The organism is Lentzea sp. NPDC051838 (assembly GCF_040681245.1).
In the GTDB taxonomy this organism is placed as follows: Bacteria; Actinomycetota; Actinomycetes; order Mycobacteriales; family Pseudonocardiaceae; genus Lentzea.
Genome location: NZ_JBFAYI010000015.1, coordinates 104558 through 121076, shown reverse-complemented (window position 1 = coordinate 121076; position 16519 = coordinate 104558). Strand labels below are relative to the sequence as shown.

The window sequence follows — 16519 nt, the reverse complement described above, 5'->3', positions numbered from 1 at the left end:
TCCATGTTAACCAGCGACTTCGAGCCGAATCACCCCAGTGGTCCGGACCAGCTCACCTGCCGCCACTTTCACGACGGCGGACCACGAGCCTGCGGAGGCCCACAAAGGCGCCGAGACTGTGAAGCCGAGCGTCAGCCGTCCCTGACCAGGCAGGACTCCGCTGACGCAGAACGGTCCGGCCAGCTCCCAAGTCTCCCGTGGCGACAACAGCCAGGCCTGGATCGGCAGGTCGCCGTGGGCGCCGGAAGCCAGCACGACCTGCAACGCAGCGGAGGAGCCGGGAGAGACGGAAACGACCGAAGGTGACGAAGCCACCCAAAGCACCTCGACGGGATCCTCGGCGTCCCACTCCGGCACGGTCAGCAGCGCCACGTCGTAGACCTCGAACGGCAGCCCTGAGAGAACGGCTCGCACCGGGTAGCAGCCGGGCGTGCGCGGCGCGTTCAAGCGCACCTCGGCCGCCACGTGTCCGCCGGCGGGGAGTGACACGGGCAACGACTCCCACGACGCCGCCCAACCGTCCGGCAGCACCAGGCGCACTACGCCCTCGAAGGGTTCCGCGCTGTCCGAGACCGCGACCACCCGCAGCCGGGTGGGGCCGAGCACCTCCAGGTGCACGTTCGCGGGCAGGCCTCCCAACGGCGCGGGCTCGTGCAGCCAGTAGCGCGCGAACACCGGTGTCACGGCGGGCGAAACCGGGCCCAAAGGCGGTCCCGCCACGGCCAGCCGCGCGGCCACGTCGGGCAGCGAGCCGGTGGCGGGTGAGCGAGAGCCCAGCACGCCCACCAAGGACGAAGGCCCCAGGTGGTCGACCTCGTGCCACAACGTGAAGGTCGACGAGCCGACCATCTTCTCGCCGACCTCGCTGTGCCACACGGACACCGGCCCGGTCAGGCGAGGCGCCTCCAACGCCGGTCCGTCGACGGCGACCAACGACGCGATCGGGTCGTACGACAGGACGTAGTGCGTGGACGCGATCTCGGTGCCGAACCCGCGCTTCCACCCGTGGTCGACGTCGTCGGGCACCAGCGAATAGGTCCGCCACCCGGCCGCCGGCACGTCTCGCGCCAGGAACGTCACCGTGGTCCCGTCGACCAACGTCGGCAGCACCTCGTCACCAAAAGCCGCGTGGACGTTCCGAGCGGCGGGCAGATGCACGGACACGACATCAGTCCGCGGCGCACCGGCCGGGTTCCAGACGACCACGGACGAGTCCACAGTGGACGTCAGCGCGGACAACGACCGTGAGATGACCTCGGACTGCAGGTCGAAAGCCTCGCGAGGATGCGCCGCAGCAGCACGAGCGAGAGCCGCGGCCGGATACGCCGCCCCGGTCAGCCGGGCAGCGTGCGAGGCGAACACAGCAGCAGGAGACTCGTCGGCAGGAGCAGGCGGCACCGGCACGGACCCGCGCACGTAGTAGTCGCGCGGCAACGAGCAGATGATCCGCGGCCACGTGTACCGCGTCGGCCAGTCGTGGTGGATCGCGGTCATCCACGGCGAGGGCGCCGAACGCGGATGTCCGACCGGCAGCATCACGTGCTGCGAGGACCCGGACCGCAACGCCAGGAACGACGAGTAGACCGCCCGTTCGGCCTCACCCAGCGACGAAGCCTCCAAGGAGACCCCGGCCGGCAGCGACGAGAGCACTGGCGTCACACCGACCACATTGGACGGTGAGCCGACGACCTCCACCCGTCCCTCGGAGATCAGCCGCAGCAGCAACGACCGGTGCTGCGGGAACATGTCCCAGTACGGCTGCAGCAACTCCACGGACGTCACCGCGAACCGGTACGCGGGGTCGGTCAGAGCCAGGTCCAGGTGCGCCCGCAGCACGGAGAACGGCGCGTCCCCCGCCACGTGCCCCACGAGATGCACAGTCCACCCGGGAGACCCCACGACCAGCGAGAACGTGCACGAGTCCTCGCCGGAACCAGATCTCACGACGGCCTGCGCAGGCACCACCGCGCCGGGGGAGTGCTCGGAGACGTCGACCGCGACCTCGTAGCCGAACGGCCCCAGCACCGCCGTTCCACCGTGCCGCGGCGAGTGCAGGCCGGGACCGGAGACGTGCGCGTGCACCGGTCCCGCCAACGTAGGCGAGGTCACCCGCACGACCTGCAGCAGTGCGGTCCGAGGCCCGACGAAGAGCTCGGTGGACTCGGCGGCGATCACCGAACGATCGCACCATCGTTCACACCTGGACGAAATACCCCGATGGTGGCGTTCCTAGCGCCGTGACCGCCAGCCTCCGCCGCGTCTTCACCGCTCAGCAGGGCGCCTCGCGGTACCGGCCCCACGCCCACAGCCAACCAGGATGAGGACGCGGGGCCGGCACCACGATGCACCCGTCTGAACGGCGAATACGGGGCAAAGGCCGACGGTCACGGCGCTAGCGCTTCAACATCCGGGTGATACCGGCGGCCACCGTGGTCGCCAGGATCCAGCCCGTCACGATCAGCCCCGACGCGATCCACATCGACGTACCGGGTGTCTGCCAGCGGTTCTTGTTGCCGAAGTCGACGATCGGCACCACCAGGTCGATCGTGTAGAGCCACGCGTTCCACGGCAGGTGGTCGTCGGCGTTGATCTCGACCAGCGGCCCCTTGACCGTGAACCAGATGCTGCCCACGACCCACGCCGTGATCAGCCACCCGAGAGCACGCGCGGGCCGGTAGCCGTAGCCGACCATCGAGCGCTGCAGGAAGCTCCACACCAGCACCAACGGCCCGAAGAACCGCATGCCCTCGGCCACCGCGCGATACCGCAGCCGCTGCTTCTCGATCAGCACGGTCGAGGCGTGTTCCTCGTTGCCCGCCGCGGTCAGCATCTCGGCGAACTGGTCGTACGGGCGCGGGTGGTAGCTGCGCCGCATCGCGTGCCGCAGCCAGCGCAGCCGTTGCTCGACCTGGGCGTCGTCGCGCAGGTCGATCGGGTAGGCGAGCGAGTCGTAGCGGAAGTCGTCGAGGTCCATGAACCCCGTGGCGTTCCAGAAGTTCTCGTTGTCGTCCAACGACGTGCAGCGCGCCTGTCGCAGCGTCACCAGGCCCTTCGGCGGCGACACGACGTTGAGCATCAGCTCCTGGACCTGCATGCCCATGGCGTTCAACGCGTGGCTGTCGAGCTTGTAGCCGAGCACCGCGCCGTTGAAGTTCGCCATCCGGCCGATCGTCGCGCGCCGGCACCGGACGCCGCCGTGCGCGACGAACTCCTTCTCGCCGCGCGCGCAGATGAGGTCGCGGCCGATGACGGCGCCGCCGATGTCGAGCGACGGCTTCTCGCGCGGCTGGTGGCGGTACTTGCCGGGCTTGATCAGCCGGCTGCCGCGCAGGTCGAGGTTCGCGCCGACGGTGATGCCGCGCAGCTCCAGGCCGCCGGAGATCTCGCACTCGCGCACCACGAAGTTGCTGCCGATCTGCGAGCGGTTGGTCAGCAGGGCGTCCGCGGCGGGATTGTCCACAGTGGCCCGTTCGAGGGTGATGCTGCCGCGCACGTGCGTGTCGACCATGCGCAGCTGGCCCTTGATCCGCACGCCACGGCCAACTATGTCGCCGCCGATCTCCGCGCCGTCGACGTGCAACGCGCGGCCGGAACCCGTCGGGTCGGTGCCGACGGACGGTGGCGACACGGCGTCGAGCACCGCGTCTGCCAGCGACAACGTGCCGCCGATGCGCGTGTTCACGGCACGGACGGTGCCCGCGCTGGTGAAGCCGCGGTCGAGTTCGACGTCGCCGGACACGTCGGCGCGGTCCAGGATCAGCGTCACGGACGGGTCGGCGTGCGGATCGGTGGTCTCGTCCAGGACGTCGCCGCGCGAGAGCATCGCGCCGCGCAACGACATCGCCGAACTGATTCGCGCGTTGGCCAGGAACATCACGCCGTGCGAGGTGAACGCGCCGAGGAAGTTGCCGCCGACCTGCATCCCGTTGCCGTTCAACGTGAAGCCGTCGGGGTTCTCCAGCACCGCGCTGCCGAGGTTGACGTTGCCGCCGATGCGCGCGCCCGCGAGCCGCATCTCGCCCTCGGTGTGGATGCCGAACGCGAGCAGCGCGCCCGCCACGGTCAGCCGGTCGCCGTGCACGCACAGCCCGCCCGGCACGCTGAACCTGCTGTCGCGCAACAGAACCGAGCCCGCGATCTCGGCGTCGGTCAGGTCGACCAGATCGGAGACGCGGCACCCGAGCAGCGAGACGTCGTTGCTGCTGCTGAGGTTGCGCGCTTCCAGTCCGGGCAGGTCGCAGTCGCTGAACGAGATGCCCGCGAGGTTCGCCTGCCGCAGGTCAGGTGCCGACTCGAACTGGCAGCGCTCGAACTCCAGCACGTACGGCACCTCGACCGCGCGCAGGTCGAGCACGTCGGTGACCACCCGGTCCACCACGCGGATGACGGGTGGGGTGCTCGGCTTGCGCCGCGGCAACCTCCACCCGCCACCACCTGAGTTGTCGTTCTCCCCCAACAGCCCCCGCAGCACGTCCGCCGCGGCGACCTTCCCCCTCGCCACGTGCTAGACCAGGTCGCTCGGGCCGTGGTGCGTCGGGTCGAGCACGCGTGCCAGGAACTCCTGGGTGCGCGGTTCCTGCGGGTTGCCGATCACGTCGGCCGCCGGACCCTCCTCGACGATGTAGCCGCCGTCCATGAAGATCACCTTGTCGGCGACCTCGCGGGCGAACTGCATCTCGTGCGTCACGACCAGCATCGTCATGCCCTCGTCGGCGAGCTGGCGCATGACGCCGAGCACGTCACCGACGAGCTCCGGGTCGAGCGCCGAGGTCGGCTCGTCGAACAGCATCACCTCGGGGTTCATCGACAACGCGCGGGCGATCGCCACGCGCTGCTGCTGACCGCCGGAGAGCTGCGCGGGCATCGAGTAGGCCTTCTCGCTCAGGCCGACGCGCTCCAGGTTGTGCAGCGCGACCCGCTTCGCCTCCTCCTCCGGGCGCTTGAGCACCTTGCGCTGCGCCACGGTGAGGTTGGCCAGCACGTTGAGGTGGGAGAAGAGGTTGAACGACTGGAAGACCATGCCGATCTTCGTCCGCGCGGCGTCGATGTCGACGTCCGGGTCGGTGAGCTCGGTGCCGTTGACGACGATCTTGCCGCCGCTCGGGTCCTCCAGCAGGTTCACGCAGCGCAGCAACGTCGACTTGCCGGAACCGGACGGGCCGATGATGCAGACGACGTCACCGCGGCTGACGGTCAGGTCGATGTTCTTGAGGACCTCGAGCGGGCCGAACGACTTCTTCAGCCCGGTGATCTCGACGCACGTCTCGCTCATGCGGACACCTTCTTCCTGCTACCGGTGGTCCCGCGGCGCTCCAGGTACCGCGACAGGTAGCCGAGCGGCAACGTGATGATCAGGTAGCACAGGCCCGCGATGAGGATCGGCGTCAGGGACGGGCTGCGGCTCAGCGTCTCCCGGCCGAACTTGGTGAGCTCGTACTGCTCGCGGAACAGGCCGAGGATGTAGATGAGCGAGGAGTCCTTGGTGAGCAGGATCAGCTCGTTCGTGAGCGGCGGCAGGATGATCCGGAACGCCTGCGGGATCACGACGGTGATCATCGCGCGGCCCTGCGACATGCCGAGCGAACGGGCGGCCTCGACCTGACCCTTCGGCACGGCCTGGATGCCGGCGCGGATCGTCTCCGCCATGTAGGCCGCGCCGACGCCACCGAGCGCCAGCATGACCGTGGTGAGCGGCGGGAACTGCACCTGGAACGCGATCGGCACGCCGTAGTAGATGCCGATGAAGACCAGCAGCGCGGGCACGCCGCGGAAGAACTCGATGTAGACGGTCGCGATCCACCGGTACGGGGCGACCGACGACAGCTTCATCAGCGCGAGCACGAGACCCAGCGCGAGGCCGAACCCGAAGCCGAGCGCGGTGTAGATGATCGTGTTCTTCAACGCCACGGTGATGACGTTGGGGAACATCGAGGCGGCGATGTCGGTGTTGAAGAACGCCCGCCTGATCTGGCCCCAGTCCGCGAGGAATGCGACCAGGAGTACGACGACGATGAGCACGCCGTATTGCGCGTAGCGGATGTACTCCGCGCGCTTGCGCTTCGACATGGCCATTGCGGCTCCTAGCGAATGTGGTTCGGACAAGCGGCGGGGCCGGCAAGCAGCGCTGCCGGCCCCGGAGAAGCGACTACTTCGACGTCGGCTTCTTGCCGAACCACTTCTCGTAGATCGTGTCGTACGTGCCGTCCGACTTGGCCTTCTTCAGGACCTCGTTGATCTTGTTCAGCAGGGCGGTGTTGCCCTTCTTCACACCGATGCCGTACTTCTCGTCGGTCTTGAACTCGGTGGTGACCTCGGTGTCCGGGAACTCCTTGACGTAGTCGTAGAGCACGCCGTTGTCGTTGATCACCGCGTCGACGGCGCCGGTGCGCACGGCCGTCTCGGACAGCGGCAGGTCCTCGAACTGGACGACCGTGTAGCCGTTGGCGGCCGCGTTGTCGTTGGCGTACTTCTCACCCGTGGTGTCCTGCTGGACGCCGAGCTTCTTGCCCTTGAGGTCCGCGAGGGACTTCAGGTTCGAGCCCTTCTTGACCAGCAGCGCCTGCTCGGCGTCGAAGTACGGGTCGGAGAAGTCGATCGCCTGCTTGCGCTCGTCGGTGATCGTCATGCCCGCCGCGGCCAGGTCGCACTGGTTCGCGTTGAACGACGTGCCCGACGTGATCGTCTCGAACGGCGTGTCGAAGATCTGCTGGGTGACCTTCAGTTCCTTGGCGATCAGATCGACGAGGTCGACGTCGAAGCCGACCGTCTTGTCGCCCTCGCTGTACTGGAAGGGCTTGTAAGACAGGTGCGTGCAGGTGACCAGCTTCCCGCTCTGCACCAGCGGGACGTCCGAGCCGCCACTGCCCTGGTTCACGGGAGTCGCGCAGCCCGATGCTGCCATCACGGCCAGCCCCAGAGCTGGGATCATGGCCATCAACTGCCTGGTTCGACGAGCCACTGCGTCACTCCTCGTAACTGTTGCGGACGAGTGAACGGGATCCTGCCACTCGGGTGACGGTGTGGACAGCACGTGCGTGTTACAGGCCACTTCAACGCAACAATTTTGTGTGACATTTGACTGTTGGGCGCAAATCGTTGCGCGAAATAGCCTAGATCACACAACGTCTGCACGTATTGCACTCGATTGGTGACGATTTGCAGCGGGTCTTGATCAGGATTTGATCACGATCGACCAGGGCGAATGGCCCGCCCTGGTCAGTCGCGTGGCCCAACCGGCCGTCAGCAGGTGAAGGTGGAGGCCGGTCCGGACGCCTCACCGTCGCTGCCGCCCACGGTCGACGACCCGCCGTGCATCCGGTACGAGTGCGTGCCCGTCAGGCACGGCGTGCTGAGCGCCAGCGACACGCTCCACCGGCCCTCGCGCTCTTCGCGCTGCTCCGAGGCCTCGACCCTCGTCCAGTCCCCGTCGCCCGTCTTGGTCTCGATCCATCCGAAGCCCTTCGAGACCACGCCTTCGCCCGCGAAGCACTCGATGCCGAGGTTGCCGCCGACCAGGCCGCCGTTGAGCTGGACGTAGCTGAGCATGCCCATGCAGCCGTCGGTGGACTGCGCGGACGCCGTGCCGGTGAGGCCGGTGAACGCCAGTGCCGAAACGGCCGCGACCGCCGCTACCTTGATCATTCCGCAAACCCCCAGATGTGTCGGGATGTCAGCGGAAAGGCTTGCACACCAAGGGGTTTGGTCAGGAATCAGTTGAACGGGACCGGTCCGTCAGCAGCCCGGCCACCAGCGCCGTCCAGCCGGTCTGGTGGGTCGCGCCGAGGCCCTCGCCCGTGTCGCCGTCGAAGTACTCGCTGAACGTGACGTGCTTGCGCCAAAGCGGTGACTCGGAGGCTTCGATCCGCTTGCCGTCCGAAGGCCTGCGCCCGTCGTGGTCAGGCAGGAACAGCCCGATCAGCCGATCGCTGAGCTCGTCCGCCACCTCGCCAGCGGTGACCCAGCGGCCGGAGTGCGTCGGCATCTCGACCTGGAACGTGCCGTCGTGGAACGCGCAGACGGTCCTGAGCGCCTCGACGAGCAGTGCGTTGGTGGGCAGCCAGATCGGGCCGCGCCAGTTGGAGTTGCCGCCGAACATCGGGGAGTTCGACTCGCCGGGCTCGTAGCCCATCCGGTGTTCCTGGCCGGCGACGTTGACCTCGAGTCCTTCGCGGTGGGCGGCGGACAGACTGCGAATCCCGTGCGGTGCGAGGAACTCGTGCTCGTCGAGCATCCGGTGCAGCACGCGCTTGAGCTTGTGCTCGTCCAGCAACGAGACGAACGCGCCGCGCTCGTAGTGGAAGGTGATGAACTGCCGGAGCTCGGGCCTTCTCTTGAGCAGGTGTTCGAGGCGGCTGGTGAACCCGTGCAGGTCGCTGAGCACCCACGGTTCGAGCACGGCACTCGCGAGCAGTGGGATCAGGCCGACCATCGAGCGCACGCGCACCGGCTCGGACTCGACGTGGCCGTCGGGGTGCCGCTTGGACACCCGGTCGTAGCAGAACCCGTCCTCGTCGTGCCAGATCCCGCCGCCGTGCGACCCGAAGTGCGTGAACGCCTCCGCGATCGACAGGAAGTGCTCGACGAACTTCGTCGCAACGTCCTCATAGGACTCGTCGTCGCGTGCCAGCTCCAGCGCGATCTGCATGAGGTGCAGGCTGTACGCGGCCATCCACGACGTGGCGTCGGACTGCTCCAGCCGCCACTCGCCCAGCATCGGCTCCGACCTGTTGACCGGCCCGATGTTGTCCATGCCGAGGAAGCCGCCCTCGAACAGGTAGCTGCCGCCGGCGTCCTTGCGGTTCACCCACCACGAGAAGTTGAGCAGCAGCTTGTGGAAGATCTTGGCGAGGAACTGCCGGTCCCTGCTCCCGTCCGCCCGGTACACCTGCAGCGCCGCCCACGCGTGCACCGGCGGGTTGACGTCGCCGAACTCCCATTCGTAGGCGGGAATCTGGCCGTTCGGGTGCATCATCCACTCGCGGCAGAACAGCAGCAGCTGCTCCTTCGCGAACGCAGGGTCGACCAGCGTGAACGGAATGGTGTGGAACGCGAGGTCCCACGCCGCGAACCACGGGTACTCCCACTCGTCCGGCATGGAGATCACGTCGGCGACGTCGAGGTGCCGCCAGTGCACGTTGCGCGCTTCGGGAGTTCTCCTGCTGGATGGTGCTTCGGGCTTGGTCGGGTCGCCGTCGAGCCAGTCGCGCGTGCGGAACCGGTAGTGCTGCTTGGTCCACATGAGTCCCGCGAGCGCGCGCCGTAGCACGTGCTTTTCGTCAGGGTTGTTCGTGGGCGCGATGGCGTCGTGGAACTCGTCGGCTTCGAGTTTCCTGGCTTGGAGCGTCTCGTCGAAGCTCGGCCCGAACGGGTCCAGATGCCCGTCCCCGCCGACGAGCCGCAGCCGGATCGTCACCGTCTCGCCCGGCTCCACGGGGTCGAACGAGTACCAGGCCGCGAACTTCGTGCCCGCCGCCCCCGCGTCGTCCGGCCCGACCACCTGACACGTGGACGTGCTCCCGTGCACGACGTAGTTGCAGATGCCGTCCTTGGTCCACGGCGACGGGTTCCGCTCGGCCCCGAAGAGCGACATCTCGTTGCTCTCGTTGTCCGTCACGAGCAAAGACGGCGAGTCGTCCAGGTGCAGCGTGTACCGGCCGAGGTTCCCGTGGTCGGCCGTGACCTTCCTGCCCGCGGTGGTGCTCGCCACGAGCTGACAGGGCCGCTGGTCCCGCCCCCACGCCCAGGTGTTGCGGAACCAGAGTTGAGGCAGGAGATGCAGCGGCGCGTCGTCCGGCCCCTGGTTGGTCGCCTTGATCTCGACGCAGATGTCGTCGGTGTGCGCCTTCGCGTAGGTGACCTGGACGTCGAAGAACCGGTTCTCGTCCAGCACCCCGGTGTCACTCAGCTCAGGCTCGCGGTTCTCTCGGCCGGCGTTGCGCGCCATTTCTCTTAGTTGCCCGTACGGAAACTCTCGCTGCGGATACCGGTAGACCACCTGCATCCACGAGTGCGTGGGCGTCCCGTCCGTGACCCACCAGTGCTCCTTGACGTCCTCACCGTGGTTGCCCTCGTCGTTGGTGAGGCCGAAGTACCGCTCCTTGAGGATCGGGTCGTTGCCGTTCCACAGGGCGACAGCGAAGTTGAGGAACCCGTGCACGTCGCAGATCCCCGCGATGCCGTCCTCACCCCACCGGTAAGCGCGCGCACGGGCGTGGTCAAACGGAAACGACGCCCACGCGTCCCCCTCAGGCGAGTAGTCCTCGCGCACCGTGCCCCACTGGCGACCCGACAGGTACGGCCCCCACAGCCGCCACGGCGAAGTCGGTGTCTCCGACTCCGCGAGACGCGCCCGTTCCGCATGTTCGCCCATCGCCCCAGTGTGAGACACCAGGTCAGGCGGCCGGTCGGGCCCAGGTCTTGTCTGAGTCTTTCCTCACTAAAACCGGGCTCGACGATGACCTGAACGGCCCATTTCGTGCGTGTCCGAACGAGCGCACGATGCACGGGTGACCGAGGACGAGGTCTTCGAGCAGGCCGTGGAGACGGCACTGCGGCCGGGCGAGCACGGGGGACCGCCTGGTGATCCCGAGGCGTTGCGGGCGGTGCTGCGGGACGCCAAGCCGTGGATCGTCGCTTCGGCGCGTGCCCAGCACGACCGCTACGCGGAGCTCAGCGTCGAGACCGTGCGCGCACGGTCTGTGGTTCGTTCCGCGAAGAAGCACCCGTTCCTCTGGCGTTTCCTCGTGCTCTTCGTGATTCCGCTGACCGAGAGCGTGCTGGTGCGGCTGGTGTTCAAGTACGGGGTCAACGGCAACCCCGCACTGCCCCTGGTCAGCTACACGGTGGCCGCCGCCGGAATCGCCGCGGTCGTGCTCGGGGTTTCGTACTTGGGCGTGGTCGGCAGGACGATCGCGTGGTTCTGCGGGGTCCTGGCGCTGGGCGGAGTCACCCTCCTCGCGCTCGGCGCGAACGTCGTCGCGCTGTTCGTGGGCCCCTGGCCATGGTTGTTCGCCACCTTGCCGCTCGGCGTCGGGCTCGTCTGGGGCGGAGGCTTGCTGATCGAAGCCCTCAACGTCCTGCTGCCACCGGCGATGCTCGCCGCCAAATCCGCTGCGGCGGACCGGGCGCTCGTGGAATGGCGGTCTGCGATGGTGAACGCCGGCGTGCTGCCCGCGCTGCGAGCCGAGTTGGGCGGCACCCGGATCGTGCCCGGCACCGAGCTGAGGTTCGACGACGCGCGGAACCTGCACCGGGGCGGGTCGCTGATCAGCCACCAGCCGGTGCCGGCGGGCAGGGAGCTGGCCGAGCTGGTCGACTCCCTCGACGGCGGCAGCTTCGCGCTCGCGGGACCGCGCGGTTCCGGCAAGACCAACCTGCTGAGGGCCTTCTGCCAGGGCGCCTACCGCCGGCAGGGCCAGGCCGCGGACCTGACCGTGCTGGTCGCGGCACCTGTCGACTACGTCCCGCGCGAGTTCGTGCTGCACCTCTACGCGCAGGCCTGCCACACGGTGCTCGCCCACCTCCGCGATACCGCTCCCTCGGTCCTCCGGCGCCGCTGGTGGGCCCGGCCGGACCAACGGCGCCTGCTGGCGAGGTCGGCGCAGCGCGGTCTCCGCGACATCGCGTACGTCCAGACCGTCACCGGGGAGACGAGCGGCAAGTTCGGGTTCCGGGGTGCCGAGCTGGCCTACAAGCGCGCGACCAGCCTGGCGGGCCGCCCGCCGACCTATCCCGAGGTGGTGGACGACTTCCGCGAGTTCGTCCGCACCGTCGCCCGCACGCTGGACCCGGTGCGGGTGGTGATCGCCATCGACGAGATCGACCGCATCGGTGCGGGAGAGCCCGCCCGCAGGTTCCTCAACGAGATCAAGGCCGTGTTCGACGTCCCCGGCTGCTACTACCTGATGTCGGTGTCCACCGAGGCCCAGCACGACTTCGAGCTCGCCGGCATGGGGCTGCGCAGCGTCTTCGACAGCTCGTTCGACGAGGTCGTCCGAGTCGACTACCTGGACTTCCAGCTCGCCCGCGGTCTGATCAGCAGATCGGTCGACGGGCTGCCCGAGGTGTTCGTGGCGCTCGCCTACGCGTTCTCCGGGGGACTCGCCCGGCAGCTCACCCGCTCGGCCCGCGCGATCGTCCGGCAGCCGCGGGGCACCTCACTGGTGGACGTGGCCGAGAAGCTGATCACCGACGAGCTGGACAGGGTGTGCAAGACGACGAGCGACGCGCTGACGGCGTTGGACGACCGCGACGGCGTGACGAAACTGCTGCGCGTGCTCGTCGATCCGGACCCGGACCTGCACGTCCTGCGCGAACGCGTGCAGGCCTCCTACGCGAAGGAGCACACCGCGATCGGTGATCTCGCGGACAGGGCGGCGGCACGGATGGCGTTCCTCGCCGCCGTCCGCGACCACTTCACGAACGACCTGGCCGAGGTCGTCCCCGCGCAGGTCGACGCGCTGGCCAGAGCGCGTCGGTACGCGGGGAGCAACCCGGCGACAGGCCTGGCCCTGCTCGAAGAGTTCAGCTCTGCTTCGACTGCGCGTCCAGCACCAGGGCGATCGCCTCGGTGACCCGAGCGGCGTGCGCCAGGTGCAGCCACTCGTCCGGCACGTGGCAGTTCGAGTCCGGTCCGACGGCTCCGGTCACCACGAACTGCGCGTCCGGGTACGCCTCGTGCAGCAGCCCCATGAACGGGATCGACCCGCCGAGCGACACGGTTCGCCACGGCGCGCCGAAGACCTCCTTGCCGGCGTCGTCCAGCACGGCCGACAGCCACGGCGCCAGCCGCGGCGCGTTCCAGCCGTCGGCGGCTTCGACGCGCGAGAGCTCGACCGTCGCGTTGTAGGGCACGTCCGTGGTCAGCCGCTCGCGCACGGCCTCCAAGGCGGCCGAAGACGATGCCGTCGGCGGCAGGCGGAACGACAAAACGAGAGAAGTGAACGGCCGCAGCACGTTGCCGGCGTCGTCGGGCAGCGGCAGGCCGTCGGCGCCCGTCACGGACAGCGTCGGCCGCCAGCCCATGCCCAGCGCCTGCTCGACCTCGTCGGTCGACATCGGCTGGAGGTCGCCCACGCGCGGCACCGGACCCCACAGGGCACCTGGCGCGGCCTCGACGGCTTCGCGGACCTCGGTCAGCCTGTGTGCGGGGATCTCGACGTGCATCTCCGGCACGAGGATCTCGCCGGTCAGCGAGTCTTCGAGGCGGTCCAGCAGCACGCGTGCGATGCGGAACGACGACGGCACCATGCCGGACGACATGCCCGAGTGCAGGCCGCCCTCCAGCACCCGCACGGTCATCGTGACCTGCACCAACCCGCGCAGCGACGTGGTCAGCCACATGCGCTCGTAGTCGGAGCCGCCGGAGTCCAGGCACACGACCAAAGAAACCCGGCCCAAACGCGAAGACAAGTGCTCCAGGTAAGCGGGCAGATCGGGCGAACCCGACTCCTCGCCGGTCTCCAGCAGCACCACGCAGCGCGAGTGCGAGCCGCCGGCTGCCCGCACGGCCTCGAGAGCGGCGATTGCGGCATATCCGGAGTAACCGTCATCCGCCGCGCCACGTCCGTAGAGACGTCCGTCACGCAGAACCGGGGTCCACGGACCGAGCCCTTCACCCCAACCACCCACCGGCGGTTGCTTGTCGAGGTGTCCGTAAAGCAACACCGTGTCGTCGCCCGAGTTACCGAACGCGGGCACGTCGACCACCAGAAGCGGCGTTCGTCCCGCCAGTTGGACGACGTCCAGGGTCACTCCGGGAAGGGAACGACCAGCGATCCACGCCTGCACGTGGGCGATCGCGGCGGCCAGTTCGCCGTGCTCCTCCCAGGCGGGATCGAACGCCGGCGAGATCGCCGGCACGGCGACGAGCTGAGACAGGCTCGGGAGGATCTCCGAGTCCCAGAGCGTCCGGACGGTGCTGGTCACAACTGAGCGGTCCACCTCTCGATCCTGTCACGACTCCGCCTCTGCCCGCGTCCAGAACCTTGTCCGTGGAGGCGTCGGCAGAAGTTAACGATCGGTAACCGGGACAGTCGCGTCCGGTAATCGGACGGCCTAGTCGGAGGACAAAAAGTCGAACCTCCGACTGTTGTCGCTGATCAGAACGTTGACTTGTGTGTTACGAAGTGGGACGGGTCTCACCAACTCGGGTGAGGCCGTGTCAGGATGTGGTCGTAAGCCACCGTCACCGTCGACGGCTGCCTCCGGCCCCACAGGGTCAGCGGCGACCGCCGGCGTCGCCGCACGAGATCGTCACGAGCGATCAGGCGGTCGGAGAGACAGAGGAGAAGGCGCATGTCGTCCCCTGAGCAATGGACGCACCCTGAGCCGGACGCAGCGCCGGCCGCCACTGCCGCAAAACCGACAGCGGAACAGGTGATCGCAGGCTTGCGAGCAACAGACGAGGGTGGCGCCGACCTGGTGCAGCTCCTCACTCCCGAGGGCGTGAGGGTGACGCACCCGGACTTCGACATCGACATCACGGCGGAGGAGCTGCGCGGTCTGTACCGCGACATGGTCCTGATCCGCCGGGTCGACCGCGAGGCCAACGCGTTGCAGCGCAAGGGGCAGCTCGGCATCTGGGTGCCGCTGCTCGGTCAGGAGGCCGCGCAGATCGGCGCCGGCCGCGCCATGCGTGAGACCGACATGGCCTTCCCGAGCTACCGCGAGCACGGCATCGCGTGGACCCGCGGGATCAACCCGACGGAGCTGCTCGGCATCTTCCGCGGCACCGACCAGGGCACGTGGGACCCGGTCGAGAAGCGCTTCCACCCGTACACGATCGTCATCGGCAACCAGGTCCTCAACGCGGCCGGGTACGCGATGGGTCAGAAGTTCGACGGCAAGGTCGGCGACGACGAGGGAGAAGCCACCATGTGCTTCTTCGGCGACGGCGCGACCTCCCAGGGTGACGTGCACGAGGGCTTCGTGTGGGCGGCTGTCTACGACGCGCCGCTGGTCTTCTTCTGCCAGAACAACCAGTGGGCCATCTCCGAGCCCACCGAGCGCCAGTCGCGTCTGCCGCTGTACCAGCGCGCCCGCGGCTACGGCTTCCCCGGCATCCGGGTCGACGGCAACGACGTCCTCGCGACGCTGGCCGTCACGAAGTGGGCTCTGGACGAGTGCCGCCACGGCAACGGCCCGATCCTGATCGAGGCGTTCACCTACCGGATGGACGCGCACACCACCTCCGACGACCCGACCCGCTACCGGCTGTCGGACGAGCTGGAGATGTGGAAGCTCAAGGACCCGATCGAGCGCGTGAAGGTCTACCTGGTCAAGCAGCAGTGGGCCGACAGCGAGTTCTTCGAGTCCGTCGAGGCCGACGCGGACAAGCTGGGCGAGGAGCTGCGGGAGTTCTGCACGAACATGCCCGACCCGCCCGCGGAACGGATCTTCAGCAACGTGTACGCCGAGGGGAACCCCAACCTCGAAGCGCAGCGCGATGAGTTCCTCGACTACGTCTCGGGTTTTGCTGGAGGTGAGCACTGATGGCTGCTCCGACGATGGATCGTTCGACCGCTGCTGCCCCGGCGACCCCGGTGCAGACGCTCACGATCTCGAAGGCGCTCAACATGGGTCTGCGGGCGGCCATGGAGGCCAACCCCAAGGTCATCATGATGGGCGAGGACATCGGCAAGCTCGGTGGCGTCTTCCGAATTACCGACGGTCTGCAGAAGGACTTCGGTGAGCAGCGCGTGCTCGACACGCCGCTCGCGGAGTCCGGCATCATCGGCACCGCCGTCGGCCTCGCGATCCGCGGCTACCGCCCGGTGTGCGAGATCCAGTTCGACGGCTTCATCTTCCCCGGCTTCGACCAGATCGTGTCGCAGGTCGCGAAGCTGCACTACCGCACGCAGGGCAAGATCAAGATGCCCATCGTCATCCGCGTGCCGTTCGGTGGCGGCATCGGTGCCGTCGAGCACCACTCGGAGTCGCCCGAGTCGTACTTCGCGCACACCGCCGGCCTCAAGGTCGTCTCGTGCTCGAACCCGGCCGACGCCTACTGGATGATCCAGCAGGCCATCGACTGCGACGACCCGGTGCTCTTCTTCGAGCCCAAGCGCCGCTACTACGAGAAGGGCGAGGTCGACACCACGGCCCAGCCCGGCAAGCTGTTCGAGTCGCGCGTTCTGCGTTCCGGCACGGACGCGACGTTGGTCGCGTACGGCCCGATGGTGCGCACGGCTCTGGACGCCGCGGGTGCGGCTGCCGAGGACGGGACCTCGTTGGAGGTCATCGACCTGCGCACGCTGTCGCCGCTGGACCTCGCGCCCGTGTTCGAGTCGGTGCGCCGCACCGGCCGGCTGGTCGTCGTGTCCGAGGCGCCGTCCGAGTCCTCGATCGCCAGTGAGATTGCAGCCAAGGTCCAGCAGGAGTGCTTCTACTCGTTGCAGGCACCGGTGCTGCGGGTGACCGGTTTCGACACCCCGTACCCGCCGTCGAAGCTCGAGGAGGAGTTCCTCCCCGACCTCGACCGGGTGCTGCACGCCGTCGACCGCTCTCTCGCCTGGTAAGG

The 16519-nt window shown here is 68.3% G+C and carries 11 protein-coding genes; 3 read left to right on the top strand and 8 right to left on the bottom strand.

What is annotated here, in order from left to right; all coding sequences use genetic code 11:
• Window positions 1-6: 6 nt before the first annotated feature.
• The 7 genes from AB0M24_RS28545 to AB0M24_RS28515 form a co-directional block, all read right to left on the bottom strand.
• Window positions 7-2175, bottom strand: a complete 2169-nt coding sequence (locus AB0M24_RS28545) for a hypothetical protein (protein WP_363774360.1) — start codon at window positions 2173-2175, stop codon at window positions 7-9.
• A gap of 217 nt (window positions 2176-2392) precedes the next feature.
• A complete protein-coding gene (locus AB0M24_RS28540; RefSeq protein ID WP_363774357.1) occupies window positions 2393-4501 on the bottom strand; it encodes a hypothetical protein in 2109 nt (702 codons plus the stop codon).
• A 3-nt stretch (window positions 4502-4504) separates the two neighbouring features.
• A complete protein-coding gene (locus AB0M24_RS28535) occupies window positions 4505-5272 on the bottom strand; it encodes an amino acid ABC transporter ATP-binding protein (protein ID WP_363774354.1) in 768 nt (255 codons plus the stop codon).
• Window positions 5269-6072, bottom strand: a complete 804-nt coding sequence (locus AB0M24_RS28530; RefSeq protein WP_363774351.1) for an amino acid ABC transporter permease — start codon at window positions 6070-6072, stop codon at window positions 5269-5271. The genes AB0M24_RS28535 and AB0M24_RS28530 overlap by 4 nt, the downstream gene beginning before the upstream one ends.
• Before the next feature lie 73 nt (window positions 6073-6145).
• Window positions 6146-6958, bottom strand: coding sequence for a basic amino acid ABC transporter substrate-binding protein (locus AB0M24_RS28525; protein WP_363774348.1), 813 nt, complete (start codon window positions 6956-6958; stop codon window positions 6146-6148).
• 281 nt (window positions 6959-7239) lie between these two features.
• Window positions 7240-7641: a hypothetical protein gene (locus AB0M24_RS28520; RefSeq protein ID WP_363774345.1), complete on the bottom strand. Its 402-nt coding sequence runs from the start codon at window positions 7639-7641 to the stop codon at window positions 7240-7242.
• 61 nt (window positions 7642-7702) lie between these two features.
• Window positions 7703-10369, bottom strand: coding sequence for a glucosidase (locus AB0M24_RS28515; RefSeq protein ID WP_363774341.1), 2667 nt, complete (start codon window positions 10367-10369; stop codon window positions 7703-7705).
• Window positions 10370-10505: 136 nt separating this feature from the next.
• On the opposite strand from AB0M24_RS28515, the gene AB0M24_RS28510 reads away from it, so the two are divergent.
• Window positions 10506-12572 (top strand): hypothetical protein, encoded by a 2067-nt coding sequence (locus tag AB0M24_RS28510; protein WP_363774338.1) that lies wholly within the window; start codon window positions 10506-10508, stop codon window positions 12570-12572.
• Here AB0M24_RS28510 and AB0M24_RS28505 read toward each other — a convergent pair.
• Entirely contained in the window at window positions 12523-13941 is a 1419-nt protein-coding gene (locus tag AB0M24_RS28505) for a M20/M25/M40 family metallo-hydrolase (RefSeq protein WP_363774335.1), read from the bottom strand. The two genes, AB0M24_RS28510 and AB0M24_RS28505, sit on opposite strands and share 50 nt — an antisense overlap.
• A 354-nt stretch (window positions 13942-14295) precedes the next feature.
• Here AB0M24_RS28505 and pdhA point away from each other — a divergent pair, with 354 nt between their 5' ends.
• Both pdhA and AB0M24_RS28495 read left to right on the top strand, forming a co-directional pair.
• Window positions 14296-15492 carry a pyruvate dehydrogenase (acetyl-transferring) E1 component subunit alpha gene (gene pdhA / locus AB0M24_RS28500; protein WP_363774332.1) on the top strand — a complete coding sequence of 399 codons (1197 nt, stop codon included), beginning with the start codon at window positions 14296-14298 and terminating at the stop codon, window positions 15490-15492.
• Entirely contained in the window at window positions 15492-16517 is a 1026-nt protein-coding gene (locus tag AB0M24_RS28495) for an alpha-ketoacid dehydrogenase subunit beta (protein WP_363774329.1), read from the top strand. Before pdhA ends, AB0M24_RS28495 begins: the two co-directional genes overlap by 1 nt.
• Window positions 16518-16519: the final 2 nt, after the last annotated feature.

Bases quoted from the DNA above. Each gene is read 5' to 3' on its own strand.
- AB0M24_RS28495 (WP_363774329.1), top strand. From the start codon at position 15,492: ATGGCTGCTCCGACGATGGATCGTTCGACCGCTGCTGCCCCGGCGACC.
- pdhA (WP_363774332.1), top strand. From the start codon at position 14,296: ATGTCGTCCCCTGAGCAATGGACGCACCCTGAGCCGGACGCAGCGCCG.
- AB0M24_RS28535 (WP_363774354.1), bottom strand. From the start codon at position 5,272: ATGAGCGAGACGTGCGTCGAGATCACCGGGCTGAAGAAGTCGTTCGGC.
- AB0M24_RS28520 (WP_363774345.1), bottom strand. From the start codon at position 7,641: ATGATCAAGGTAGCGGCGGTCGCGGCCGTTTCGGCACTGGCGTTCACC.
- AB0M24_RS28515 (WP_363774341.1), bottom strand. From the start codon at position 10,369: ATGGGCGAACATGCGGAACGGGCGCGTCTCGCGGAGTCGGAGACACCG.
- AB0M24_RS28530 (WP_363774351.1), bottom strand. From the start codon at position 6,072: ATGGCCATGTCGAAGCGCAAGCGCGCGGAGTACATCCGCTACGCGCAA.